Raw genomic sequence first — 25,945 nt, forward strand, 5'->3', positions numbered from 1 at the left:
AGTGTATAGAAACTAAATTTGAGCTATGACTTCAATCTCTACAAGTCCATTTTTTGGTAAAGTTTTTACAGCAACTGTGCTTCTGGCAGGGAATTCTCCACTAAAATAGCTCGCGTAAATTTCATTTACGACCGCAAAATCATTAATATCGGCTAAAAATATCGTTGTTTTTACAATATTTTCAAAACCAATATCTGCTGCAGCTAGTATCGCGCGAACATTCTCCATGCTTTGTTTTGCTTGCGTTGCAATATCCTTTCCAGCAAACTCACCTGCTGGCGTTACACCAAGCTGTCCTGATGCAAACAAAAAACCATTGGCGATGACCGCCTGCGAATATGGGCCTATAGCCTGAGGGGCGCTTCGTGTGTGTATGATTTTTTTCATATTTTCTCCTTATAAATTATCTGAAATTTACTATCTATTTTCTATACCTATTGGAAGTGGGACATAAAGCTCCATTTTAGCCTTGACTTTTTGAAACTTATCTGAAACCTTTACCTGAACGCTTGGCACTCCAGTTTTTATCATCATTTGCTTTAGGCTATTTGCACGCTCATTTGCAAGCTTTGCAAGCGCACTTTCTGAAATTTCTCTCATCTTAATGAGTTCATCATAGGCATTTTGTGGAACACTCTTAAATTTACGCATCGAAAGCTCTTTGATAACTTGTATTTCGCTTATATTTCGCGCATTTGCCTGCATTGCAATATCCCTATCTAACAAGCGTTTTTGAATAGCAAGCTTATCTACCACCTCATCATAAGATGGATTTATCACGAAAATTATATCCTTTTTTGTCTCAGTTATTGTCTTAAATTGCTCTACTTTTTTTACCTGTGACTCCATAAATTCGCTCTCGCCAGCACTAAAATCAACAGTAGAAAGCTCCTGAGAATTTACTATACCAAGCACATTCCCAAGCAGTCTAAACGGCGAGGTCACAACATCACTAAAAAGCTGGACGATAGCCTGCCAAACGATGCCTCCATAGCTAAACTCAGGATTATCCAGATCGCCACTAACTGGCAAATTTAAGTCGATAATGTTTCTAGAATCTTGCAAAATAGATATCGCAAGCTGGAGTGGCAAAATTATCGCATCTGCAGACTCTACGCTCTCTCCAAGTTTTATTGTGTCGATTACGACATTATTTTTGCCATCCATTTTGCCATCTTTTATCAAGTAAGCAAGCGACAAACTTATAAGCCCACTATCTATCTTTCGCCCCACAAAAGTTGCACTATAAGGCGTTATCTCACTTAATTCAACATCCTTAAATTTTAGCTTTATATCGCTAAATTTCTTTGGCTCAAACACATCAATTCGGCTCTGAATACTTGCACTTCCACCACTTCCAACCGTACCTTGCATAGATATATTTGTAACATCACCACTGCTTACTTTATCTATCTGAGCACTTAAATTTCTTATATCAAAAACAAATGGAAGCACCAAGCTATCATCGCTAAAGTCGATATTTGCATTATTTAGGCTAATATTTTTTATACTAGTTTGAAATTCATCTTTACTTTTTTTATTGGTCTTTTGCTCATTTTTTTGCTCGGACTTATTACTGCCATTTTGCTTAGAGAGCTGAGAGAGATTTATACTCTTATCTTTAAAAATATGCACTTTTGCAAAAGGCTCATTTATCGTAACATCAGCAATATCTACGCCCTTTTCATTAAGCAATATCTTTTTTATCTTAAGATCATTTACACCAGCCGCCTTTGTGCCGTTTGCATCATTTAAAATAAAATTTTTAAGCTCAAATTTTCCATTTACCTTGTAGCTCTTGTCAAATTTTACGCTGCTTTGAAAATTTGCCGCACCTTGTGCTATACTAGCATTTAAATATTTACTCAAAATGGCATTAAATTTTGTCAAATCCCCAGCCACAACTTTTGTTTGAAGCTCTGCATTTAAAGGCTCGATAGCCACTTTACCCTTTGTATCCAAGGTAACATCATCACTAGTTTTTAGAGCTAAATTTAAACCAAATGGCTTACTTAAATCACTTGAAAAGTTTGAAATTTTCGCACCTTTAAGCCCTATCTCATGCTTCATAGTCTCACCAGTAAAACTTTGCGTGATCTTTGAGCTAGCATTTAAAAACTCTATATTTTCTATATTTGCCACAAAATTTGTCTCATAGTTTTTATCTTTTTTGACTGTTTTTGGCGTATTTTTCTTGTTAGATTTTAGTATAGCAAGCTCGTTTATAGCCTTTGCACCATCTTTACTTAGCTCATCATTATAAAAAAATGAGTCAAATTTTACATCTTTTATGTCAAGTACTGTTTGTAAAAGCTCAAAATTTAAGCCATTTACTGCTAATTTTTTAAATCCAGCAAAACTCTTTGATGAAGAGAATATATCACTTTTACCTAGCATTAAAGAGTCAAGCTCTGCATTTTTTCCGTCAAATTTTAATCCATTTGCACTTATATCATTAACCACAACAAACTTCTCATTTTTTACATTTACTTGAATTGGTTTAGTTTTGATGTTAGATAAATTTGTTATGACGCTTGTTATATTTGGCTCATTTTTTAGACTCAGATTTAGGTCTAAAAACTCTATATCTTGACTCGTTACATCAAAGTCAAAGCCTTGGAATTTAGTCCCTTTAAAGCCAAAATCATCACCGCTAATATCCATATAACCAAAATCATCTTTTGCGCTAAGATTAAGGTTATTTAGATAAAAAATATCATTTTTTAGGCTCATTTGGGGATTTTTAAAGGTGGCGTTGCTTAGGCTGATTTTTGGCAAAGAAAGCATAAATTTCTTATCATCTAGCCCAAAACTAGCTGATACATTTTTTATTAAAAAAGTATCTATATTGGCAAAATTTTGCTCATCTTTTAAGGAGAGACCTGAACTATTTAAATCTACCAAATCAACACTAAAAACATCGTTCATATCATACTTTAAGGTATTTAAAACAACTTCATTGATACTAGCAAAACTACTTGAATTATGCTCTATGCCACTTAATTTTAACTCTGAAATTTCACCACCAAGGCTTAAGTTTTCATCTTTTAAGAGACTAAATAAAATATTATCAACCTCACCACTTTTAAGTAAAATTTCATCTTTTGAAAAGCCATCAAAAAGAGCTTGCCCTATATTTAGCCTAAGATCGTTTTTCCCACTGAAATTTCCCTTAAAATTTATATCCTCAAAGGAAAGATTATCAAGCTTTATTGTACTGTTTTGCTCACTTATGTTGAACTTTTTTATCATGATTTTTGAGTCATTAAAACTTAAGCCAACACCCTCATCACCGATATTTATGCTATATTTTAGTGTGGTATCTATCGTACCTTTTGTGACACTAAAGTCAAGATCGCTCATATAGCTTTGCCAAATTTTATCCATTTTTAAGCCGCCAAGCTTGATGTCGCCATAAATTTTAAGCGGATTTAAGCTCACACCGCCTCGCCAGTCAAACTCCTCAAGAACATTTGAATTTGTCTGTAGTATGTGCTTACCGATACTATACTCTTTAAGATTTATGTTTTTTATCTCGTAGTTTAGATCATTTAGTTTCACTTCAAATGGGCGCTTTAGGCTTGCATCAGCATAGCGGACATCGCCGTTTATGATCTTAAATTTATTTAAAGTAAAATTAAAAAAGCTCTCTTTATTATCGTTTTCATCGATATTTTTGCTATCGCTACTAACAACTAGTGGATCAAAGTTAAATGTAAAATTTGCCTCTCTTTGGATATTTGTATATGGCTCAAAAAGTCTAACAACTTCGATGTTTATATTTTTTGAAAAAATTTCAGAAAAATTTAGCTCAAAATCAAGTTGTTTTACGCTAAAAATATCAGCATAAGTTTTTAGACTCACATCAGTAGCATTTAGTTCAAATTTATAAGGATTAAATTTTACTTCTTTTACGATTAATGTTGCATTTTTATCAGCTAAAAAACTTGGAATAACGCTTTTTATAATCCATGGCACCCCAAAAAAACCAAAAATCGTATAAAATGCTATTAAAAAAACAACTGTTAGAAAAAAAATGCAAAATTTTTTGTACTGTTTATATAAATTTATCAAGATAATACCTTATAATTTTTTGCCATTATAACAAAGCAAGGCAAATAAATAAAATTTTATGTTATAATCGCACAAAAAAGGCTTTTTTATGTTTCCTGTGCGGTATTTTAGGTTTGTTTTTGCTTTTATCATGGCACTTTTTATGTCATTTATCATCTCTGGGGTTCTTACTTTCTTAAATTTAGGGCTTATTTCTAACTTTATCTCGATCTGGATGACTGGCTGGGGCAAGGCATTTGTCGTGGCGTATCCTTGTATTTTAGTCATCGCACCCTTGGCTACAAAACTTGCAAAGATGATTTGCAAAGAGCAAAAATGAAGCTGGTTTTAGCACCAAATGAGTTTTTAGATGATTATGTTTTGGGTTGTGAGTTTGCTAAAAATGCCCAAATTTCAGGCAATGCATATCTGTTTTGGAGGGGCGCGATCTCAGCTAAATTTGAAAACTCTCGCATAGTTTTTTTGCATAAAAAGACTATTCCACAGCGTTACACAGCCACTGCAAAAGACTGCACAAATCTAAACGGACTTGTGCTAACATCGGCATTTTGTAGCTTTACAGGACTTGCCAGCTCGCATCTTATCAGATCAAACGGATCAAAACTTTACGAGCTGTTTGAGCTTAGTGAGATTTGCGGTGTGAAATTTATAAATTTAAAGAAATTTTATGATGACTTCGGACTAGACTATTCGCTTCGCATATACATCGAAAAATGCAAATTTTTCTCACCAACGCCATTTGAAAAGCGCATTAAGCTTACCGATACGCTGTGCCTTGGCTACTACTAAGCTCTAAGATGTAGCGATTTATCTCATTTTCATGCCCAAAAACGCAAAGATAAAAGCTATTTGCTCGTTCAACATCCGCCCAAGATAGAACACAAGGCTCATCTAGGGCAAAATTTTAGCTTATTTAAGACACTTAAAAGGCAAGCCGTTATATCTGTTTATACGGCGCCTGTCCTACTTCGTAAAAGTTATTTCCCTCGCTATCAATAGCCACGATCGCTGGAAAGTCCTCGATCGTAAGCCTTGCGACTGCTTCTGGACCAAGCTCAGGATATGCCAAAACTTCGTATTTTTTAATACTTTGACTGATAAGTGCCCCAGCTCCACCGATAGCAACCATATAGGCACAACCTGATTTTTTCATAGCTTCTACGACTGCTTCGCTACGATAACCCTTGCCAATCATGCCGTTGATGCCAACTTCGTTTATCATCGTTGGGGTATATTTGTCCATCCTACCACTTGTCGTTGGTCCTGCTGCACCGATGACATCGCCTGGTTTGGCTGGGCTTGGTCCAAGATAGTAGATGGTTTCGCCAGCTAAATTTACAGGCAGACTCTCGCCCCTTGCTAGTGTTTCAGTAAGTGCTTTATGGGCGGCGTCGCGAGCAGCGATGATGGTGCCTGAGATTAAGACATTGTCCCCTGCTTTTAGGCTTTTTACGACATTTTTATCAAATGGTGCGGTGATTTTTTTGATCTCTGACATATTTTTCCTTTTAAATTTCATATAACGGCGATGATCTCGCCTTGGCATAAAATGCTTTATAATCCCTAAATTTCAGCCTCAGAGTGGCGTGCTGCGTGGCAGTTTATATTTATCGCCACAGGAAGTCCTGCGATATGCGTCGGATACCACTCGATATTTACCTTTACAGCCGTGCTATCTCCACCCAGTCCCTGCGGTCCTACGCCAGTCTGGCATGCCATTTGCAAAAGCTCATCTTCAAGCTGTGCATAGCGTGGGTCAGGATTGCGGCTGTCAGCATTTCTAGCAGCTGCATATTTTGCCATAAGAGCTGCTTTATCCATCGTTCCACCAATACCAACACCGATAACAAGTGGCGGACAAGCGTTTGGTCCAGCAAGTTTTACCGCTTCTAAAAACACTTTTTTAACGCCTTCGAGCCCATCGGCTGGCACTAGCATTTTTAAAATCGATTTATTTTCGCTACCAAAGCCTTTTGGAGCGACTTTTATGTGGATTTTATCGCCTTTTACGATGCGTAAATTTATAACCGCGGGGGTGTTGTTTTGAGTATTTTTGCGATCAAAAACGGGATCATTTACGACCGATTTTCTCAAGTAGCCATCGACATAGCCCTTAGCAACGCCCTCATTTATCGCATCTTCGATAAATCCGCCCTCAATATGTACATCCTGCCCAAGATCTACAAAAACAACCGCCATACCAGTATCTTGACATATCGGTGCTACGCGCTGTTGGGCTAGGTCTGCGTTTTGTAAAATTTTACCTATGATGTCCTTGCCAAGTGGCGAACGCTCAGAATTTTGTGCCTTAATAAATGCCGCGCGCATATCTGGCGTAACGACATAACAGGCCTCCTTGCAAAGCTCGCTTACGACATCTGTGATTTGTGAAGCTTGAACTATTCTCATTTTGCCTCCTTAAAATTTATTTTTATTATATACCTAAAAAATAAATTTTAAGTTAAACAGACAAACATATCTAAGTAATTTACTCGTCTTTAATGTTACTGTTTAATGTAAGTATAATCTAATATTGATTATACTTACATTAAAGTTACATATGATAAAGGAGACATAACTGCACATGAAGCAAACAATTATACTTAGTATAGCCCTCTGTTGTGCGTTAAACGCAAAAGAATTTACATACAAAGGGGAGGATACAGGGGAGGCATCAAGATACCTAAAAACCTCAACATCATTGGGTACCAATTTAAAGGATTTTCAATTTTCTGGAACAAACAATAATAAATTAACTTTTGACTATAGTCCATTTGCAGGATCAAGCATAGTAAATCCTCAAGATGTTTTTGGAACAGAAGAAAACGATCAAGATGTTTACGATAATAAGTTTATTATGATAAATGGTCAAGCTAATGGTTTTACATATGCTGCCATATCATCATCTGGCAAGGCTTATAGAAATACAGCAATTATAGAAAATGGTACAATAAAAACATTAACGGGAGGTTTCTCAAACTACAACAATGCTTATGAAAATAAGGTAGAAATAAAAGGCGGCACTGTGGATGTCGTGTATGGGGCCCAAATTTCAGGAGTTGATACAAATACAGCTTATAAGAATACAGTAGAAATAACAGGAGGGGAAATTACCAACGCTATTGGCGCTAGCACAAACCCTACAACTGAACATGGAGGTGATTTATATCAAAATGAAGTTATAATATCTAACGGAACAATAAAAGGTTTCATAGCTGGTGCCCATAACGATAAAAATAGATCCGCTTACAATAACAAAGTAACCATCAAAAATACAGCCAAAATAGATGGTTCAATATTTGGTAGCAGAATAGAAGATGGAAACTTAAGGGCAACTGGCAACACGGTTACAATAGGTGACATATCAAAACCTGAAAATAGTAAGAATAAAATAATGCTAAAAAAAGATCAAACTATTATTTATGGCGGGTATTGTAGCAATTCTAGCAATTGCAATAAATCAGATATCTTTTCGGGAAATACTTTAAATTTACACCATGTAAGTGACTTGGAGATAAAAAATATACAAAATTTTGAGTACATAAATTTTATACTATCAAATCAACTAGAAAAAGAAGCATCTATATTAAAAATAACAGATGCTGGTCTAACAGATCTAAGCAAGACAAAAATAGGTGTTATGATGAGTGGGGGTATAAACACCAAGCTAAACATTGGAGATAAATTTATCCTTATAGAAAAACCAAAAGGAGGAAATATAGAAACGCCAGAAAATCTGGCAAACACAATGAATGAAAGCGCAAAAACAACGAGAGTGACAAGTGGTGTATCTAAAATTTATACTTTTGAACTCAAAACAGAAACCAACAATGCCGTTCCGGCAGTACCTCCTCAAGGACCTAATCTAAAACCATCTGTTCAAAAAATAATAGCTGTCGTATCTGAAACACAAGATAACCCTAAGCAAAAAAATATTGCCGAAACAAGTGCCATGATGGGCGGCATAGTAAATGAAGGAAGCGAAGCGATAAGTGGTATAGCTATAAAGAATGCAAATACTGCAAGCACAATAAGTGGTGGAGAGCTTGCAAATTTTGGTAGCATAGGCGGATCAAATGTGCGTCTAAATTCAGGCTCTCATGTTGATGTTAAAGGCTTTAATTTTGTAGCAGGCATCAGTAAGCAGGTGCTAGATATGATAACTTACGGAGCATTTATAGAGTATGGCGTGGGTAATTATGATAGCTATAATAACTTTGGTAATGCTGGAACGGCTCATGGCAAAGGCACAAGCAAATATATAGGTGCAGGTCTACTAGCCAAATTTGATCTAACAAATAACTACTACACGGAAGCAAGCATAAGAGCTGGTAAAATACGCTCTGATTATAAAAGCACTGATATAAATCCGGCACAAATGGCTGAATTTAAAAGCTCAAGGATGTATATGGGTGCACATATTGGACTTGGTAAGATATTTGAGATAAATGATAATCAAAATTTAGATATATATAGCAAGTTCTTTATCACAAGATTGGGTGCTGATACAATAGAGGTTATAGGCGAAAAGATAAAATTTCACACATCAAATTCTATGCGTGCCAGAATTGGAACAAGATATTCCAATGGTTTTAATGATAGCATTTGGGGCTATGCTGGTGCAGCATTTGAACGAGAATTTAACTCTGATGCAAAGGCTACAAACCTAACTCAAAATGAGCGAATCAAATCTCCAACACTTAAAGGAAATACCGCAATAGGAGAGCTTGGAACAAAAATACAAACACCTATCAAACCATTAAATATAGAAATTAACCTGCAAGCAATGGTCGGCAAACGAGAAGGTGTAAGTGGTGGCATAAACGCTGAGTTTAAATTCTAAATACTAAAGTCTCCCTTGTGGAGACTTTTATGTAAATTTTATTGCCTCTTTACGATGCATAAATTTTCCGTAGGCTTTATCTTATACATTTTTACGATCAAAGTATGTTATAACTGCCATATTATAAAATTTTAAGAGAAGCAGATGTGAAACTAGCGCAAGCACTGATAATCATGGGCGATCTACAAACAAAGATTGCCGAGCTTCAAACAGACTAAGCCAAAACGCAATAATGCAAGAGGGCGAAAAACCAGCCGAAGATCCAAACGCACTACTTGCCGAGCTTGAATCTTGCCTAAATGAGCTTGAAAATTTAATCGCTAAAATCAATATAACCAACGCTCAAAGCAAGATAAATGGCGTTAGCATCACGCAGATGTTAGCCAAAAAGAGCGTCTTTCAAAGCAGATCGCGATACTTAACGAGTTTATCAGCGAGGCATCGTCTCTGACAAATCGTAGCACAAAAACTGAGATCAAATTTCTAAGCTCAGTTGATGTCGCCGCCCTAAGAGCAAAATCAAATGAACTTAGTCGTGAGCTTAGAGAGCTTGATATGCTAGTGTAAGAGAGCAATTGGAGCGTTGAGCTAGTGTAAATTAAGCGTGAGATTTGCAAGGTTTTGCTGAAATTTTTAGAATTTTTGTATAAAATTTAAAGCACGAAGGTAGCAAATTTAGTGAGTGTAACCCAGTGTCAGGTTTGACACAAAATACATAGCGCTTTGGGCAGTGCATCGTTATATTTAGCCCTTAAATTTACAGGTGCAATGTTAATTTTAAACTTACTACCATACACTAGAAATTTGCGAGGGTGGGTTTGGGGTTGTGCTGATTATCCAACTCAATTTAGGCGTAGTGGTGGTGAAATTTATCGCTAATACCACTTTGTCACTGATACTACAAATTTAAAGCTAAAATTTCCAAGTTATCTTAAAATTTTAACTACTTCTTCCCATCCAAGCTCACTAGCGTAGTCTATCGCTAGTTTGCCACTTTTGCTAACGACATTTTTATCCGCTCCCATTTCAAGGCAGACTTTAACAAGTGATAAATTCCCAGATACCGCAAGCTCTTGAAGCATCGTTAGTCCAACACTACTTAGCGTATTTAGCTGGTCTAAATTTTCAGCAAGAAACTTACGATAGTCATTGATAGAATTTACACACATCGGATGATCTTTAAGGTATTCTGGGCGCTGTTTTTGCTCTCTTACGACCAAAATATCGTTAAAATCGCCAAAGTCAAAGCCCCACATCTCATCATGCTCGGCTCTTTCTTGCTCACTCATCTCGCTTCTTATGGCATGCACACTACGCACCATACGCCTTGCCCTCACAAGCAAACATCCAGTCACTAATCTCGCCGATACGCACCTTAACGCTATCGCCGTTTTTGATATTTATAAGATCGTTTGGCCCATTTACTAGCGTGCCAGTGATAAACTCGCCGTCAAAATCTATATCATTTATCCACATATGCTCCCCATACTCTTTGCCGTTGATCTCCTGAGTAAAAAGCACCTTCACGCATGCTATATCAAGTACTGGGATACCCCAAAACATCTCACGCCAAAAGTAGCCAAATGTCGCTCTTGCCATCTCAAAGGACTGCTCCATCTTGTCTTTGCTCTCGGCGACATAAAACACTGGCATATCGACCTCTTTGCTATCTACGATATCTTTTTGTTTGCCAATAATTTTTTCAAAAAATGCCATTTTAATCCCTTTTTATGAAATTTAAAAAACATTATATTGTTTTTTAAAATTTTATAAAATTAAAAGCAGAAATATAAAAAGTCGGAGAAGCTTCCGACCTAAGTTTAGCTACTCTTGTTCGCTCTCTTCAAGCTTTTTTCTAACTTTTACACGCAAAATGCTAGCTCCATCCATCTTTCTAACTTCGTAGTAGCATAGTTCATCTTCGACCCTGTCCCCAGCAACAGGCAAGCGACCTATTAAATTAAAGACATAGCCGCCTATCGTAACTTGATCCGTCTCATCATCAAAGCTTATGCCAAGCAGCTCTTCAACACTCTCAAGATCATAGCGACCATTAAACTCAAATATATTATCATTTATCTTTTTATACTGCTCACTAGCATCATCATGCTCATCATTTAAATCGCCCAAAACCTCTTCTATGACATCTTCCATAGTTAAAATTCCAGCCGTTCCGCCATACTCATCAACAACAAGAGCGGCTGACTTTTGCTCTTTGTTCATCAGGGTAATAATCTTTGATATAGAAAGGCTTTCAGGGACGATTAAAAATTCACGCACAATACCGTCAAAACTTTTATTTTTATTTTCGCCAAAGTGAATTTGCAATATATCTCGTATATGTATCATACCCAAAACAACATCTTTGCTTCCATCCACATAAGGATAGCGCGTGTATTTTGACTCAAAAATCAGCTTTAAATTTTCTTCAAAACTCTTTTGTTTATTTATACAAACCATATCGCGGCGTGGTGTCATTATCTCTTTTGCGACCGTATCACTAAAATCGACCGCATTTTTAATAATCTCTGTCTCAAAGTCATCAAGCACTCCGCCCTTCAAGCTCTCACCAACAATTATCTTTATCTCCTCTTCAGAGTGTGCAAGATCGCTCTCTTTAGCAGGCGCTATACCAAGCATTTTTAGCCCTATCGAAGCTAAAAAATCAAACATACGAATAACTGGTGAAAGAAGTACCCAGAAAATATGTAATGGGCGTGCGATTTTAAGGACTGATTTTTCAGCTTTTGCTATCGCAACAGATTTTGGTATCAGCTCACCTATAACAACATGAAGTAGCGTTATAATGGTAAATGCAATGGCAAATGAAACACTATGAACCACAATAGCATTTGCTTCAAAATATTTAGCCAATGGCTCTTGAATGAGTCTTGCTACCGCTGGCTCACCTATCCAGCCAAGAGCCAGAGAGCTTAGTGTTATGCCAAGCTGAGTAGCACTAAGATATGTGTCAAGGCGGTTTGAGATATCATATGCAAGCTGTGAATTTGGTACTTTCTCTTTTATAAGCTCTTCAAGGCGCGACTTACGAACCTTTACGATAGCAAATTCAGAAAGAACAAAGAAGGCGTTTAATAAAACAAAAAATATCGCAAGTGCGATCATAAAAAGCGAGTTGTCGCTACTGGGGTGCAATTAAAATCCTTAAAGTTTAAAATTTAAACGCTCATTATATCATAAAAGCTAATTTTTTTAAAATTTTTGTTAAAATTGACGAAAAAATAAGGTAAAAATATGAAAATTTTACAACATTTACGCCAAAAACGCCCCCTTGTGCATTGTATAACAAACTATGTAACTGTAAACGATGTCGCAAATGCACTACTTTCTGTTGGTGCTTCGCCAGTGATGGCAGATGATGAGAGCGAAGTTGATGAAATAACAGCTATCTCAAATGCCTTGCTTATAAACATAGGAACTCTAAATTCCCGCACTATATCATCTATGATAAAATCAGCAAAAAAAGCAAATGAGCTTAAGATACCCATAGTTTTTGATCCAGTTGGAGTCGGCGCTAGCACACTTCGCAATGAGACAGCATTTAGGCTTTTAGAGCAAGTAAATTTTACTCTTATTCGTGCAAATGCTTCTGAGATAAGCTTCTTAGCTAACAAAACTGGCGGGGCAAGGGGTGTTGATGCTAGCAAAAATGAGCTTGAAAAAGATATACTCGAGCATATAAATGCGGCTAAAATTTTAGCAAAAAAATATAACTGCGTAGTCGCTGTTTCTGGAAAGACTGACATCATAATAGATGAAAAGCAGACAAAACTTTGCAATAACGGCAGTACCATGATGGCAAATATAACTGGTAGTGGATGTATGTTAGGTGCAGTGATGGCGGCTTTTTTTAGGCGCAAGTGATGATAAATTTGAATCTGCACTAAAGGCAGTATGCATCTTTGGCATAAGTGGTGAAATGGCAGCCGAAAAAACCATCGCTAATAACGCAGCAAACGCTACCTTTAGAATAAATTTTATCGACGCGCTAAGCTTTATAGATGATGATATCCTAAATAAACGGGCAAAAATTTTAAGCCATTAGTGCGGTGGCTTAAATCCTTTTGCCAGTATCACTAGATATTTACAAGACCAGATGATAAGCCCAAGTGCTAGCAAAAATGCACTTAAATTGATAAAAAATATATAATCAAGCTCAAAATTTAGACTAACTCCTGCAAACAAGCGTGCAAAAGACACAACCCCAACAAAAACAAATATGGTCGTAGCAAAGCCCGAAGCATGCGGAGTTTGCCCTGAATGCCCAAGGGTAACACGAGTACCAAAGCCTATTAGTATCGTTAAAAAGTATCCAATAGCAAAGGCATGCAATGCACTTTTTTCAAACATTAAGCCAAGATTTAAAATTTCGCTTAAGCTGTCTAAAAATGAGATAAAAAAGCCTATCGGTATCCAATACAAAGAGACATAAAGTACCCAAAGTATCGCTGGTGAGCTAAAAAGTGGAAGCTTCCAAATACAAAACTCCCTAGCAAAAAGTACAAAGAGCAAAAAGCTAGTTAAAAGTAAAATTTTTGCCCCAAAAAAACTAAGCCCCAAAACATGCAAAAACAGCAACACATATAAAATAGACATAAATTTTTTTGTGCGCTTTATGGCATAGCCTTGCACTTTAATCGATGTAAAAAATGGTATCATACGCTGTGAAACCGCATAAACCACAACAAACAAAAATAGATAAAATCCCCCATATATCGCAAAAAGCTCAGATCCTACGCCAAACTTAGCCAGCAAAAACAAAGCATGAAATATTAGCCCACTAGCAAGCCCGACCAACACCCAAAAAGTATCATGTTTATCTTTTAAAAGTGACTTTTTGTGGATATTAAAAAGTAAGAAAAAGCTAAAAATTTGTGCTACTAAGTTTAAAATCATAAAAATTTGTGCATTAAAACCAAACAAGAAAGCCATCAAAACACCAACAGTACTAACAGCATAAGCAAAAAAATGACGCATATAAATACGCGATGGTATCTGGGCTTGGACTAAAAATTTTGGAAAAACCACAAATAAAAAGCCAAGAAAAAACTGTATAAAAACAATAAAAACAAAGGCGTATGCATGAAAGTCTATCACGCTATGACCGACACTTAAGGTACCTGTATAAACGCCAAGAAGCAAAAATGTAAAGGCAATGAGTCCAAGCATACCGCTTACAAAAAGTGGCTGGTGTGGTTGTGCGCAAAACCGCTCATACCAAGTGGCAAATCGACCTTTGGATGGCATGGGTGCTGGTGCTGGTGAAAATTTTAGCACTTGGCTTTGTGGTGGTTTTTGGCTAGAAAATATGGTATTTCGCCCTGATGGTTTAAACATATTTGCTCCGAAATTTATTTATTTTGCCTTATTTTAGCGTGAAAAATTTACTTTTACATTGATGAAGCACAAGAAATTTACATAGTTTTTAAGATGAAAATTTGTATAATTTATAGTTTGGGTAGATGTCCGAGTGGTTTAAGGAGCACGCCTGGAACGCGTGTGTGGGGCAACTCACCGAGAGTTCGAATCTCTCTCTATCCGCCATTTACCCCTTTCTTAATTTACTTTCTTTTCTTAAAAACTTCCTAATAACTCCTAAGATACAGCCTTTACTCTATATTACTGTTTTAATGGAGATTAAAAAAATATTTGTATCATTTTTTGTATCGCTATCAAAATTTCATCAAGTGATACAATTTAAAGATTGAAAACGGCAATCATAGGCAAAGAAAAAGAATAAGCGCACTTATAATTTGATAAAAATGTTAATCTTATAAAGCTGGGTTAAATTTTCTAGCCGCTAAACCATATTATCTATAACTTTCTTACTATTTTCTTCAAGCTTTTACATAGCTATGTCACGCTATTGCTCGTGCTTTAAAAGCTCTCTTTCGTAAGCAAAATTCTCATCCTTGTTTATATCATAGACCTACTAGCACTAAATGCTGCTATAGAAGCTGCTAGAGCAGGTGAACATGGTAGAGGATTTGCTGTTGTTGCTGATGAGGTTAGAAAACTAGCTGAAAGAACTCAAAAGTCTCTTGGTGAGATAGAAGCAAATACTAATGTCTTAGCTCAATCAATCAATGAGATGAGTGAGAGCATAAGAGAGCAAAGTGAAGCAATTAATATGATAAATCAGGGTGTAAGCGAGGTTGATGCTATGGCTAAAAGCATTGTAGAAGTATAGTAAGAATAAATTCTAAAAACACCTACTAAATATTCATAAAGCATCACGGCGACAGTCGGCTCTGCTGTCGGTTTAATTCCAAAATCCAAACTAATCGTAAAAATAAATTGAAAAACTAGTATTTTTTAGCTATCATAAGCCGTAAGGAAAAAATATGCAAAGCAATGAAATTTTTACACTTATAGGCATCCCAGCTCTTATTTGTTTAGCGCGTATTACAGATGTTACGCTTGGCACGATCCGTATTATTTTTGTTTCAAAAGGACAAAAATATTTGGCTCCGATCCTAGGCTTTTTTGAAATAATGGTCTGGCTTGTAGCCATAACTCAAGTCATGCAACACCTTGATCACTGGCAAAACTATATCGCCTATGCGCTCGGTTTTGCATTAGGAAATTTCCTAGGAATTTGGCTAGAAAACAAACTAGCTCTTGGCAATGTCATGGTAAATATCGTAACAAAAACAGATGCAAATATCCTTGCAAAGATACTAAGAGATTGCGGATACTGGGTCACACAAACTGACGCGGTGGGAAATGATGGCAATGTTAGTATCCTAGTAACTATCATCAAAAGAAGCGATGTTTCAAAGATCATTCCCATCATAAAAAAGCACAATCCTTGGGCTGTTTATTCTGTAAGTGATATGCGCTATGTTAATACAAGCGCAGCAAATATGCCTGTTACATATGATATCAAACGAAAGAATATTCTAAAAATAAAAGAAGATGATATAAAGTAGCTAAAGTTAAATTTCTTGAGTCTCTTTAAGGGTTAAAAATTTATAGAAATTTTGGCTAGTTACAGCCAAAATTATTTATATTGCTTTGTTTTGCTATGGCAGTTTTTACCGCTTCCGCAACCGCAGTCTTTTTGCTTAAATTCTTTCACATAGACAAAATAAGCCGCCGCAAGACCGATAGCAACCAAACCTAAAGTTTCATATAAACTCATATCTTTTCCTTTAAACTTACAAGGATTTTGGGCGAAAACTCGCCCAAAAATATTATTTCATATCTTTTGCTTGAACCCAGATGACAGCATCTTGGCTTAGCTCTTTGCCTTTATACTCAGTGTCAGGACCTACGCCAAGTGCAGCAAATCCCCACCAACCAGCTTTTGGTATGCCAAATGTAAATTCGCCATGCTCATTTGCCTTAATCGTTAGCGTTACAAAGCTATCTTGTGGAGCATCGACCTTGCCTTTTTTGTTAGTCGTATTTGTTTTAACATTTAGGTCGTGATTTAGGTATTCAACCTCGATCTCAGCAAACGGTACTGGTTTGCCAGCTGATTTTACGATACCTGTAAATGTGCTTCCAGCCCAGATAGAGTAAGGCTTAGCTAGTGGTACGATTTCAGCCTTTAGACCTAGCTCAGCATCCCAATCCGTAGGCGCTCCAGCGACATTTACAATAGTTTTTGTAATCTGTTGGATATACGCACCTTCATTTGCTTCATAGTAAGGCGCAGGTGTCAAAACAAAGACATGATCGCCCATGCTGCGAGCCTTGTAAGCAGTTTCATATCCCATACCAGCGTTGTGGCTACCTGTAAATTTCGCATCTTTTAATGTTGCTTTTAGATCAGTTTTTTTCTCTTTGTGAATAGCGTAAAAATCGACCACGCCAGCTCTACTCTTATCCTCTTGCAAGCCCATATCCATCGTATGTTCATCAGCAAATGGATGAGTAAAAACTAGCTTAAGTGGGATTTCGCCACCTTTTTCTAGTGCTGATTCTGGTGTATAAAGCATTTGAAAGTGCGCCATAGCAGAGCTTGCAAAAGCTGCTGCAACTATTGATGAGATTAGAATTTTTTTCATTTTAGCTCCTTACTTTGCTATATCTTTTGATTGGATTATTACTTCATGCCCCTCGCCAGCAAACATTCTTGCCTTATATTCGCCCTCTGGCTGGTCAAATGTAAATGTGCTGTCTTTATCAAATTTGCCCTCTACGATAACTTTATCGCCTTGAAGCACTTTAAACTCAACGCCACTTGCGCTTGAGCCATCGCTAAATCCAGCCTCGCAAGTGATGGTCTTATCTCCATTGTCAAAGCAACTCATAAGCGCTGTATGCGCAAATGCTGCTTGGCTCATAAGAGCAACTAATGCTGATGAAAATAAAATTTTTTTCATTCTCTCTCCTTTTATTAAGATTTATTTACGATTCCGCCGCTCCAGTTGCGTTTTTTTTCAGGCAAAAACCATAAGAATAAAACAGCAAAAAGAAGCATAAAATAATACACACTCATCGCCGTAAGCCCATCAATCCCTAAAATTTGCGAGCTTGTAAAAAATACTGTTGAAACAAAGAGCGCCAAAGCAAACGGAAAAAATATACCAAACGCCATCCACGCCCAGCTGTTTGCCTGCATTTTTACAACTATCATCGTGGCTATACAAGGTGGGGTAAGCAACATAAAGATGATGATAGAAGCAGCATGTAGTGGCGTATATCCGCTATTTTTAGCCATTAGCTCTTCAGGGCGCACGCTACTTTCATCGGCTAAAGTCGTAGCATCGCTTTGAGCGGTTGCGTTATCATCAGCAGCTTTTATAGAGCTTACATCTTTGTTTGACTCATAGATGCTTCCAAGCGTTGCCACGGCGCTCTCACGAGCCGCAAATGAGCTTAAAAACGCGACATTTATCTTCCAGTCAAAGCCTGCATATTGCGAGATAGGCTCTAGCGCTCTGCCTGCCATGCCAAGTAGCGAACTTTCTATCTTGTCATTTTTTTGTTCGCGTAAAATTTTATTTCGTCCAGTTGAGAGTTTGCGAAGTTCGCTGTTTATTATCTTTGCCTCTTTATCAGCTTTTGGCATTACAAATCTAAAATACTCGGGATTTTTTGCCTGATACGCCTCATCAACGCTGCTTGCGCCACTCATTTTCTTGGCTCTATATCCATCATAAAAATTTAACAGCTCAGCTACTTTTTCACGGCTATCTACGACTGAAAAATAAGCTGATTTTGAAGCAGCTTTATTAAATTTATCAAGCAAAACTTGCTCTTGCTTAGCATAATACTCTATCTTTTCTTGCGAAAGACCAGGAAACTGAAGCAATACAAAAAGTATCACAGCCACAGCTATAACGATAGTGCAAACCTTTTTTATATATGTCCAAACACGCTCACAAGCTCTTAAGATCACACCCTTAAATGTAGGCATGTGATAAGGCGGCAACTCCATCACAAACGGCGCAGTTTCACGTGTTTTTAAGATAGTTGCAGTTAGAAATTTAGCTATCAAAAGTGCTGCTAGCACTGTAACGGTCGAGATGTAAAAAAGCATTATGCTCATTTGCGTTGGGAAAAATGCACCAAGTAAAAGCGTGTAAAATGGCACTTTAGCAAGGCAGTTCATAAGAGGGACTGTAAGGATAGTAGCCATCCTAGCTCTATCATCGGCTATGCCTTTTGTACTCATAACCCCAGGCACCGCGCACCCTCCGACAAACGCTCCACCTAGCACAAGTGGCAGAGTGCTTTGTCCGTGAAGTCCAAATTTACGAAATAGCTTATCTAATATAAACGCCATTCTAGGCATGTATCCCACATCTTCAAGTATAGCTATCAAAGCAAAAAGTATGAAAAATATCGGCAGGTAGTTTAGTAAAGCGATGGTTGAGTTTGTTATCCATATCGCCATATCAGTTATCATCGGCACTTGGGCTATGTTAGCGGCTGGACTTATATCAATGACAAAATTTTTAATCATCGCAAGAAGCGGCCAAGTGTAGTTTGTAAGATGATAGCCAAAAACTATACTAAGCTCATATATCATAAAAACGATAAGCAGCAAGACAGGAAAGCTTAGCCATTTATTTAGCACAAGAGCATCTACCCTATCTGTCGTAGTTGGTACACCTTTTTTAGTTTCGCTAACGCACTTATGAAAGATGATGTCAGCATTTTCGTAACGAAATGCAGCTAAAAAAGAGCCGATGTCTTTGTCAAATTCTTGTTTAAATCTCTGTTTTGCGCTCTCTAGTAGCAAGCTTAAATTTTCATTTTTATCCCTTAAGCTCTCTATAACGCTGATATCGCCCTCAAGTGCCTTTATACAAAGCCAGCGTTTGCTTAAATTTTCAAAACTATCTGTGCTTATCTGTGGTTCTAGCTCATTTATAAAACTTTCTAAAGCATCATAATCAGCTCTAAATTCAGCATAGTTTTGCTTTAAATCTTTAATATTTCTTAAAACTTCAATTATCGCTTCCTTGCCTTGTCCCTTTGCGCCAACCGCCTCTATAACAGGACATCCCAAAAACTCACTCATCTTTGTGCTATCGATGATGATACCGCGCCCCTTGGCAACATCACACATGTTTAGCACTACCACGACTGGCACGCCTATCTCAAGTAACTGAAATGTTAGGTATAAATTTCGCTTTAAATTTGATGCATCTACTACATTTAAGATAATATCTGGCTTTTCATTAAGGATAAATTCCTTCGCCACGCGCTCTTCAAGCGAATAAGAGCTAAACGAGTAGGTCCCTGGCAGATCGACCATCTCAACATCCATATCGCCTATACCAAAGTAGCCTGACTTTTTATCGACTGTTACGCCTGGGTAGTTTGCGATGTGCTGGCAGATACCACTGATCATGTTAAAAATAGTTGATTTACCGCAGTTTGGCTGACCTGCAAGCGCGACTTTTATCTGTTTTGGCATGGCTCAACCTTTATCAGCATTGCTTCGCTTTTTCGCAGAGAGATTAGATAGTTATGAATTTTTAGCTCCATCGGATCTTTAAAGGGTGCTTCTCTTACAACTTCTATTCGCGCACCTGGTACAAAGCCCATATCTAGGAGCTTTTGAAGTAATTTAGCATCGGCATTTACCGATAAAATTTTACAAGTTTGACCTGATAAAACCTCATCCAAATTCATTTTTTGCCTTATTTTGATAATTATTACTAAATATTAAATTATATACACTTATTTTTTAATAACAAATAAAATTTTTAAAATTTGGATTTATTTTTTGATTTCAGATTAAATTTTAAAAGCTCTTAAAGCATTTAATATCGCAAGGATAGTCACTCCAACATCAGCAAAAATGGCAAGTGGTATATTTGCATATCCAAAAACTGCTAAAACAAGCACTCCAAGCTTAAATCCTATACTAAAAACTATGTTAAATTTAGCTATGCCGATGGTTTTTCTAGCAATTTTTATGGCTACTACCAGCTTTGAGATATTGTTATTTACAAGCACGACATCAGCCGTTTGCACCGCAGCGTCTGAGCCCAGCATAGCCACGCCCACATCGGCTCTAGCGATAACTGGAGCATCATTTATCCCATCGCCTACATAGGCGATCGTGCCACTATTTTTAGAGATGATTTGCTCTAAGACGGCGACCTTTTCATTTGGTAAAAGCTCAAAATGTATCTCATCTATCCCAAGACTTTGCCCCACCTCAACTGCCACCGCCTCTTTATCGCCTGTGATGAGAGCTGTTTTTATGCCATTTTGCCTTAGCCATTGGATACTTTTTGCGCTTTCTTTTCGTACCTCATCTTTTAGCTCAATATATCCCGCATAAGTGCCACCTACTGCGATATGAACGGCTGTTTGGCTTGTTTGTTCTAGCTTATAATGGCTTAAAAATTTTACACTTCCTACCTCTATCAAAGCTCCATCCACAAGTGCTTTTACACCAAGTCCTGCGCTCTCTATGACATCTGTTATCTCGCCAGCTCCGATGTAAGCTCTGCTAAGCGAAAGCGCGATAGGATGAGTACTATGGCGCTCAGCTAGGGCTGCAAAGCGTAAAATTTCATCCTCGCTAAACTTGCTAACGCTTACTATTTTGCTAATCACAAACTCGCCCTTACTAAGCGTGCCTGTCTTATCAAATGCGACAGCGCCAAGCTTTGAAAGCGTCTCTATAAAGCTACTACCCTTTATCAAAATGCCGTTTTTACTAGCCCCACCGATGCCACCAAAAAAGCTAAGCGGCACAGAAGCCACCAAGGCGCACGGACAAGAAACTACCAAAAATATCACCGCCCTTTTTATCCACTCACTAAACTCGCCCCCAAATATAAACGGCGCAACAAACGCCAAAATAAAGGCAAATCCAACCACAATAGGCGTATAAATCCTAGCAAATTTAGTGATAAATTTCTCACTTTTTGACTTTTTAAAGGCAGCATTTTCTACCATCTCTAAGATGAGCTTTGCCGTTGAGTTTTCATAGTCTTTTAGCGTTTTGATATGCACTAAGGCTGATAAATTCACATACCCGCTCATTATCTTATCGCCCACAAAAGCCTCAAGTGGTAGTGGCTCGCCGTTTATGCTTGCTGTATCAAAAAGCGTCTGACCAGATACGATAACACCATCTATGGCGACCTTTTCACCAGCTCTTACGACGATAGTCTCGCCGACTTTTATCTCATTTGGAGCAACTTGTAAAATTTGCCCTTCGCGCAATACATTTGCGTGATTTGGCGTAAGATCCATTAGCTCAGCTATAGACTTTCTAGAGCGCGCCACAGAGTAGTCCTCAAAGCTTTCAGCCACCCTGTAAAACAACATTATAGCCACCGCCTCAATCATCTCGCCAATGCTAAATGCCGCCAAAGATGCGATACTCATGAGAAAATTCTCATCAAGGCTAAGCCCATTTTTTAGGCTTTTTACCGCCTTTATCATCGCCTTATATCCGGCCACTAAAAGCGCGCCAGCTAGTAAAATGACTTTGATGCTTTCTTCTTGCATAAAGCCAAAAGCAACCAAAATCACGCTAATGGCGATAAGTAGCCACTCTTTTTTAAAATCGCTCACCAAAAGCCCTTAAAATAAAATTTTCATTCCAGGCTCGACCTTGCTCATTTGTGCTTGAGCCTGAGCTAAAATTTCATTTGCCCTGCTCTCATCAAAATCAAGTAAAATTTTACCCGTCGCATGGCTTAAAGCGACCTCATGTACGCCATCTATCTTGGCGATCTTGCTCTCTATCTTTGCAGCACACGCAGCACAGCATGCACCTAAAATTTCATACTTTTTTGTCATCTTTTACTCTTTTATATGGCTTAAAGCTTGTTTAAAAATTTGCGATATGTGCTCATCTGCAAGCGAGTAATAAACCATCTTGCCATCACGGCGATTTTTTACTATTTTGCTTGATTTTAGCAAGCGTAGTTGGTGTGAGATAGATGAGTGCGACATGCTAAGAAGTGCGGCTATATCGCACACGCACATCTCAGAAATGCTTAGCGCCCAAATGATTTTGACTCGTGTTTGGTCGCTAAAAATTTTAAAAAAGTCCGCAAGCTCCGCAAGGCTAGCATCATCAGGCATTTTAGCCTTTACGGCTGCTAAAATTTCAGTGTGAATGCAATCTATCTCGCAAATTTCATCATTTTGCATTTATAAGCTTCCTTTCAAAAAACTATATATGAGCATATATTCAAATGAAAGTATAAATCAAAATGGATAAAATTTTACTTAATCACATTTTAATTTTACAAAAATCAATAAAAAGCCAAAATTTAACTCTTTGCAACTATCTATCATACATTTTAAAGCCATAGGATAAAAACTATAAATAGCCCCAAAGCGGGGCTATTTGCATTAAAGTGATTGAAGAATTTTTGGCTTTGAAAAAGCAGTGATAGGCTTTATCTCGCCTTTAAATTTTTCTATTTGTGCTAGCACAGTGTGGGCTGAGTTGCTTTGAGCTAGCTTTGATGTGCCTTTATCAAATGTAAGGACATTCACGCAACCGTGCTGGCATAGGCTCTTCTCGCCCCAAACTTCAGGTTCATACCACGCGCCTTCGCAGATGATGGCTACACTTTCTTTAACCAAGTCAGTCACTAAAACGCCAGCTAGAATTTCACCCCTATCGTTAAACACGCGCACGATATCGCCACTCTTTAGACCGCGAGCTTTTGCGTCATTTGGATGCATTAGCACTGGCTCTCTACCACTAACTTCAGCAAAATTTCTAATGATAGAGTTGTTTAGCTGAGAGTGCAAGCGATAGCGTGAGTGCGGGCTTACGATGTGTATCGGATACTTTTTAGCATTGCCTAGCCACTCTTTTGGCTCTATCCATGTAGGGTGCGCTGGGCAGTCATCATAGCCCATTTTAGCGATGGTTGGAGAGTAAATTTCTATCTTGCCAGATGGTGTGCCTAGGCGGTTTTTGTTTGGATTTTCTCTAAAGGCTGCAAGGCGAGTGTAAAATCTCGTTTCGTTGTTATCTTTATCAAATCTCACAAAACCCCTCTCTCTAAATTCCTCAAAGCTTGGCATTTTATAGCCTAAATTTTTAGCTTGTTCGGCTGCGTCAGCGTAGAACTCTTTTGACCACTCTAGCTCGCTTTTGCCCTCGCTAAAGACCTCGCCTCTGCCCCAGCGCTTGCAAATTTGCTCGCATATCCAAAAGTCACTCTTACTCTCACCCATAGGCTCGATGAGTGCCTTGTGGGCTATGATGTACTCGCCTGTTGGACCTGTTTGGTTTATATCATCACGCTCAACTTCGATAGCCACTGGAAGGACGATGTCGCTTAGTTTTGCGGTACTTGTCCAGTATGGCTCGGCGGTGATTACAGTGTCAAATTTACGCCACTGTTTTACGATGTTATTTACATCTTGGTGGCGCGTAAAAATCGATCCTGAAGCAAGATACGCCACTCTCATATGTGGAAGCTTTATCTTAATACCGTCATAATCTATCTCTTTGCCAGGGTGCTCAAGCGCCTCGATGGAGCGAGATGATGGGATGGTGATGTTTTTAGTCGTTTTCCACGGTGCGCCATCGACATCTTCGTATTTGCTATCTATTCTAGTGCTTATGCCTTTTAGCACTGGTGCTATCTTATCTAGTGCACCATCTGCGCCGTATCCTAGGCTAAACTCAAAGCCAAGACCTTCTTTGCCGATGTGACCTAGCATGGCATTTAGCACCACAAGCGCCCAGAATGGCTGCTCGCCGTGGTCTGCTCTTTGAAGCGCTCTACCGATTAGCACGGTGGTTGGCTCTTTTGCGATGGTTGTGGCAAATTTTGCTATCTCATCTGCACTGATACCGCAAATTTTGCTCGCCCAGTTTATATCTTTTACCACTTTATCGGTAGTTCCAAGGAAATAATCCTTAAATTTATTAAAGCCGACTGTGTATTTTTTGATAAACTCAGCGTCATAAAGGTCGTTTGTAAATAGATAATGACACATTGCGATGATTAGCGCGGTATCGGTATTTGGATTAATGATGAGATTTTGTGAGCCAAAGTATCTTGCTGTGTCATTTACCATAACATTTACGCTGTATGTTTTTATGCCTGATTTTTTAAGCTCTTGCATACCAATGTAGCCATCATGCGTTGGCGGAACAGATGAAATTTGGTTTGTCACGATAGGATCTGTCGCCCAAAATACCACATTTTTAGCATTTTTTATGACTGCTTCCCATTTTGTTGCCATATCATAAACCGAGCTACTTCCAAGCACATGTGGCATGATGACAAGCCCAGCGCCTGTTGAGTAGTCTCCGCTTTCTTCGACATATCCGCCAAGCACTTTTAGCATTCTATGAGCGACTGTTCTGCCCCAGCTTACCTTACCGCTACCGCCCCACCAGTAGCACTCGCCATATATCGCCTCTGCGCCATATTTGTCAAAATTTTCTTTTAGCGCATGTGCAGCAAGATCAAGCGCCACATCCCAGCTAACGCGCACGAACTCATCTTTACCGCGTAACTCATTTTTGCTAGGTTTGCCAGCTTTTAGATAGCTTTTGCGCACCATCGGATACAAAACGCGGTTTTCATTTTGTATCGCATCTGGGAGCGAATAGTTCATTGTGTTTGGAAATTTATCGCCCTCAAAGTCGCTGACTGAGACTATTTGACCTGAGTTGATGTTGGCGTAAAAAGAACCAAAACGATTTGCGCCAAAGAGCTTTTTGTTGTCAAATATCGTTTGGGTTACGCCCTCTATCCTACTAGCGTTTAACGCCGTTGCACCAAGTGCTGAAAACTTGATAAAATCTCGTCTTTTCATCTTTTCTCCCTTTAAAAAAGTTTATTCGTTCGTCTTTGCATTTTGTTGTAAAAATTTGGTTATCAAACTTAGTTCATCAGGCTCGATCGCTATATATCCGATATCTATCATGCTTTGTAAATTTGCTGGCCACTGCGCCGCTGTGAAGGCATTTGGCTCATGCAAGCGGTGGCATGCAGAGCAGTTTGCCTCATAAAGCTCACTAGCCTTTTTATTTAGCTCTTTTGTATCTTTTGTGATAGCACTCGTACTTACTTCATACTCACCCTCGCTCTCATGCCAAATCTCACCGTAATCATCTTCAATATCCTTTAACACTTTGAAATTTTTAGTATCTTCAGTATTGTAATTTATATAAATTTCGGCATTGCTCATTGACTTTTGCATAGCGCCTAGGTAGTTTTGCAAAACTGCACCTTTTACTTTTATGAGTGTTTTATCTGCGTTAGTTTTTAAAACTTCAACCGGTGTTAGGACTAAAATTTTGCCAATCTCTTTGCCATTTTGCATAATAGGCGTATCCTCAGAGATAAAATCAGCATTCACGCATATCACAAAACAAAGCAAAATGGGAAAAAACTTAAATATTTTCATAAAAACTCCTTAAGTAGAATTATTAATAAAATAATATAAAATTGTTGCTTAAAATTATATTTGTGTATTGATAGCAAAAACAGCTTTTTATATAGTCAAAACAGAAGTTTAAAAACTAGAATGTAAAATAATCTTATTAAAAAAGAGTAAGATAAAAGATAAATCTGCCAGTTTTTTGCTGGC

At 37.9% G+C, this 25,945-nt stretch carries 24 protein-coding genes, 1 tRNA gene and 2 pseudogenes; 9 read left to right on the plus strand and 18 right to left on the minus strand.

The annotated features are described in order from the left end of the window. Positions 1-12 precede the first annotated feature (12 nt). Together U5B17_RS08225 and U5B17_RS08230 are read right to left on the minus strand one after the other, a co-directional pair. The gene (locus U5B17_RS08225) at positions 13-387 is read right to left on the minus strand and encodes a RidA family protein (protein WP_430804869.1); all 375 of its coding nucleotides are present in this window, start codon (positions 385-387) and stop codon (positions 13-15) included. A gap of 30 nt (positions 388-417) precedes the next feature. Next, on the minus strand, positions 418-4,074 hold the full coding sequence (locus U5B17_RS08230; RefSeq protein ID WP_430804870.1) for a DUF748 domain-containing protein: 3,657 nt from the start codon (positions 4,072-4,074) through the stop codon (positions 418-420). A gap of 88 nt (positions 4,075-4,162) precedes the next feature. On the opposite strand from U5B17_RS08230, the gene U5B17_RS08235 reads away from it, so the two are divergent. Next, entirely contained in the window at positions 4,163-4,393 is a 231-nt protein-coding gene (locus tag U5B17_RS08235; protein WP_430804871.1) for a DUF2798 domain-containing protein, read from the plus strand. Beyond that, positions 4,390-4,863 (plus strand): cheVAW transcriptional regulator CheQ, encoded by a 474-nt coding sequence (cheQ, locus tag U5B17_RS08240; protein ID WP_430804872.1) that lies wholly within the window; start codon positions 4,390-4,392, stop codon positions 4,861-4,863. Before U5B17_RS08235 ends, cheQ begins: the two co-directional genes overlap by 4 nt. 148 nt (positions 4,864-5,011) lie before the next feature. Here the strand turns inward: cheQ and U5B17_RS08245 are convergent, their stop codons facing one another. Both U5B17_RS08245 and U5B17_RS08250 read right to left on the minus strand, forming a co-directional pair. After that, positions 5,012-5,593 carry a Fe-S-containing hydro-lyase gene (locus U5B17_RS08245; RefSeq protein WP_430804901.1) on the minus strand — a complete coding sequence of 194 codons (582 nt, stop codon included), beginning with the start codon at positions 5,591-5,593 and terminating at the stop codon, positions 5,012-5,014. Positions 5,594-5,637: 44 nt separating this feature from the next. Beyond that, a complete protein-coding gene (locus tag U5B17_RS08250) occupies positions 5,638-6,483 on the minus strand; it encodes a fumarate hydratase (RefSeq protein ID WP_430804873.1) in 846 nt (281 codons plus the stop codon). Between the two features lie 175 nt (positions 6,484-6,658). On the opposite strand from U5B17_RS08250, the gene U5B17_RS08255 reads away from it, so the two are divergent. Both U5B17_RS08255 and U5B17_RS08260 read left to right on the plus strand, forming a co-directional pair. Further along, positions 6,659-8,917 carry an autotransporter outer membrane beta-barrel domain-containing protein gene (locus U5B17_RS08255; protein WP_430804874.1) on the plus strand — a complete coding sequence of 753 codons (2,259 nt, stop codon included), beginning with the start codon at positions 6,659-6,661 and terminating at the stop codon, positions 8,915-8,917. 232 nt (positions 8,918-9,149) lie between these two features. After that, positions 9,150-9,484: pseudogene (locus U5B17_RS08260) on the plus strand (DIP1984 family protein). 359 nt (positions 9,485-9,843) lie between these two features. Here the strand turns inward: U5B17_RS08260 and U5B17_RS08265 are convergent. The 3 genes from U5B17_RS08265 to U5B17_RS08275 all read right to left on the minus strand — a co-directional run bounded on the left by U5B17_RS08265 (position 9,844) and on the right by U5B17_RS08275 (position 12,073). Beyond that, positions 9,844-10,236 (minus strand): DUF2314 domain-containing protein, encoded by a 393-nt coding sequence (locus U5B17_RS08265; RefSeq protein WP_430804875.1) that lies wholly within the window; start codon positions 10,234-10,236, stop codon positions 9,844-9,846. Then, positions 10,229-10,633 (minus strand): YegJ family protein, encoded by a 405-nt coding sequence (locus U5B17_RS08270; protein WP_430804876.1) that lies wholly within the window; start codon positions 10,631-10,633, stop codon positions 10,229-10,231. Before U5B17_RS08270 ends, U5B17_RS08265 begins: the two co-directional genes overlap by 8 nt. 108 nt (positions 10,634-10,741) lie before the next feature. Beyond that, a complete protein-coding gene (locus U5B17_RS08275) occupies positions 10,742-12,073 on the minus strand; it encodes a hemolysin family protein (protein WP_430804877.1) in 1,332 nt (443 codons plus the stop codon). Positions 12,074-12,172: 99 nt separating this feature from the next. Here U5B17_RS08275 and thiM point away from each other — a divergent pair, with 99 nt between their 5' ends. Next, positions 12,173-12,802, plus strand: coding sequence for a hydroxyethylthiazole kinase (gene thiM / locus U5B17_RS08280; protein WP_430804878.1), 630 nt, complete (start codon positions 12,173-12,175; stop codon positions 12,800-12,802). 55 nt (positions 12,803-12,857) lie between these two features. Next, positions 12,858-12,983 (plus strand): hypothetical protein, encoded by a 126-nt coding sequence (locus U5B17_RS08285; protein WP_430804879.1) that lies wholly within the window; start codon positions 12,858-12,860, stop codon positions 12,981-12,983. Here U5B17_RS08285 and U5B17_RS08290 read toward each other — a convergent pair. Further along, positions 12,980-14,275, minus strand: a complete 1,296-nt coding sequence (locus tag U5B17_RS08290; protein ID WP_430804880.1) for an NnrS family protein — start codon at positions 14,273-14,275, stop codon at positions 12,980-12,982. The two genes, U5B17_RS08285 and U5B17_RS08290, sit on opposite strands and share 4 nt — an antisense overlap. Before the next feature lie 119 nt (positions 14,276-14,394). Here U5B17_RS08290 and U5B17_RS08295 point away from each other — a divergent pair. From U5B17_RS08295 to U5B17_RS08305, 3 genes and pseudogenes are all read left to right on the plus strand, one after another. Then, positions 14,395-14,482 (plus strand) — tRNA-Ser (locus U5B17_RS08295). Positions 14,483-14,864: 382 nt separating this feature from the next. Further along, positions 14,865-14,991: pseudogene (locus U5B17_RS08300) on the plus strand (methyl-accepting chemotaxis protein); the annotation flags it as partial. 291 nt (positions 14,992-15,282) lie between these two features. Beyond that, positions 15,283-15,870: a DUF2179 domain-containing protein gene (locus tag U5B17_RS08305; RefSeq protein WP_430804881.1), complete on the plus strand. Its 588-nt coding sequence runs from the start codon at positions 15,283-15,285 to the stop codon at positions 15,868-15,870. 71 nt (positions 15,871-15,941) lie between these two features. Here the strand turns inward: U5B17_RS08305 and U5B17_RS08310 are convergent, their stop codons facing one another. From U5B17_RS08310 to U5B17_RS08355, 10 genes are all read right to left on the minus strand, one after another. Further along, positions 15,942-16,082: a hypothetical protein gene (locus U5B17_RS08310; RefSeq protein ID WP_430804882.1), complete on the minus strand. Its 141-nt coding sequence runs from the start codon at positions 16,080-16,082 to the stop codon at positions 15,942-15,944. Between the two features lie 52 nt (positions 16,083-16,134). Continuing rightward, a complete protein-coding gene (locus U5B17_RS08315) occupies positions 16,135-16,953 on the minus strand; it encodes a DUF4198 domain-containing protein (protein ID WP_430804883.1) in 819 nt (272 codons plus the stop codon). Between the two features lie 9 nt (positions 16,954-16,962). Then, complete coding sequence (locus U5B17_RS08320) at positions 16,963-17,271, minus strand: hypothetical protein (RefSeq protein WP_230057486.1); 309 nt, start codon at positions 17,269-17,271, stop codon at positions 16,963-16,965. Positions 17,272-17,285: 14 nt separating this feature from the next. Further along, entirely contained in the window at positions 17,286-19,817 is a 2,532-nt protein-coding gene (gene feoB, locus U5B17_RS08325) for a ferrous iron transport protein B (protein ID WP_430804884.1), read from the minus strand. Next, on the minus strand, positions 19,802-20,035 hold the full coding sequence (locus U5B17_RS08330) for a FeoA family protein (RefSeq protein ID WP_430804885.1): 234 nt from the start codon (positions 20,033-20,035) through the stop codon (positions 19,802-19,804). The genes feoB and U5B17_RS08330 overlap by 16 nt, the downstream gene beginning before the upstream one ends. Before the next feature lie 105 nt (positions 20,036-20,140). Beyond that, positions 20,141-21,940 (minus strand): heavy metal translocating P-type ATPase, encoded by a 1,800-nt coding sequence (locus tag U5B17_RS08335; protein WP_430804886.1) that lies wholly within the window; start codon positions 21,938-21,940, stop codon positions 20,141-20,143. A 9-nt stretch (positions 21,941-21,949) separates the two neighbouring features. Continuing rightward, positions 21,950-22,168 carry a cation transporter gene (locus U5B17_RS08340; protein ID WP_430804887.1) on the minus strand — a complete coding sequence of 73 codons (219 nt, stop codon included), beginning with the start codon at positions 22,166-22,168 and terminating at the stop codon, positions 21,950-21,952. Positions 22,169-22,171: 3 nt separating this feature from the next. Continuing rightward, positions 22,172-22,525 (minus strand): ArsR/SmtB family transcription factor, encoded by a 354-nt coding sequence (locus U5B17_RS08345; protein WP_430804888.1) that lies wholly within the window; start codon positions 22,523-22,525, stop codon positions 22,172-22,174. A 204-nt stretch (positions 22,526-22,729) separates the two neighbouring features. Then, entirely contained in the window at positions 22,730-25,168 is a 2,439-nt protein-coding gene (locus U5B17_RS08350; protein WP_430804889.1) for a molybdopterin-dependent oxidoreductase, read from the minus strand. Positions 25,169-25,189: 21 nt separating this feature from the next. Beyond that, the gene (locus tag U5B17_RS08355; protein WP_430804890.1) at positions 25,190-25,762 is read right to left on the minus strand and encodes a hypothetical protein; all 573 of its coding nucleotides are present in this window, start codon (positions 25,760-25,762) and stop codon (positions 25,190-25,192) included. Positions 25,763-25,945: the final 183 nt, after the last annotated feature.

The organism is Campylobacter australis, from assembly GCF_050586305.1.
Classification (GTDB): Bacteria; Campylobacterota; Campylobacteria; order Campylobacterales; family Campylobacteraceae; genus Campylobacter_A.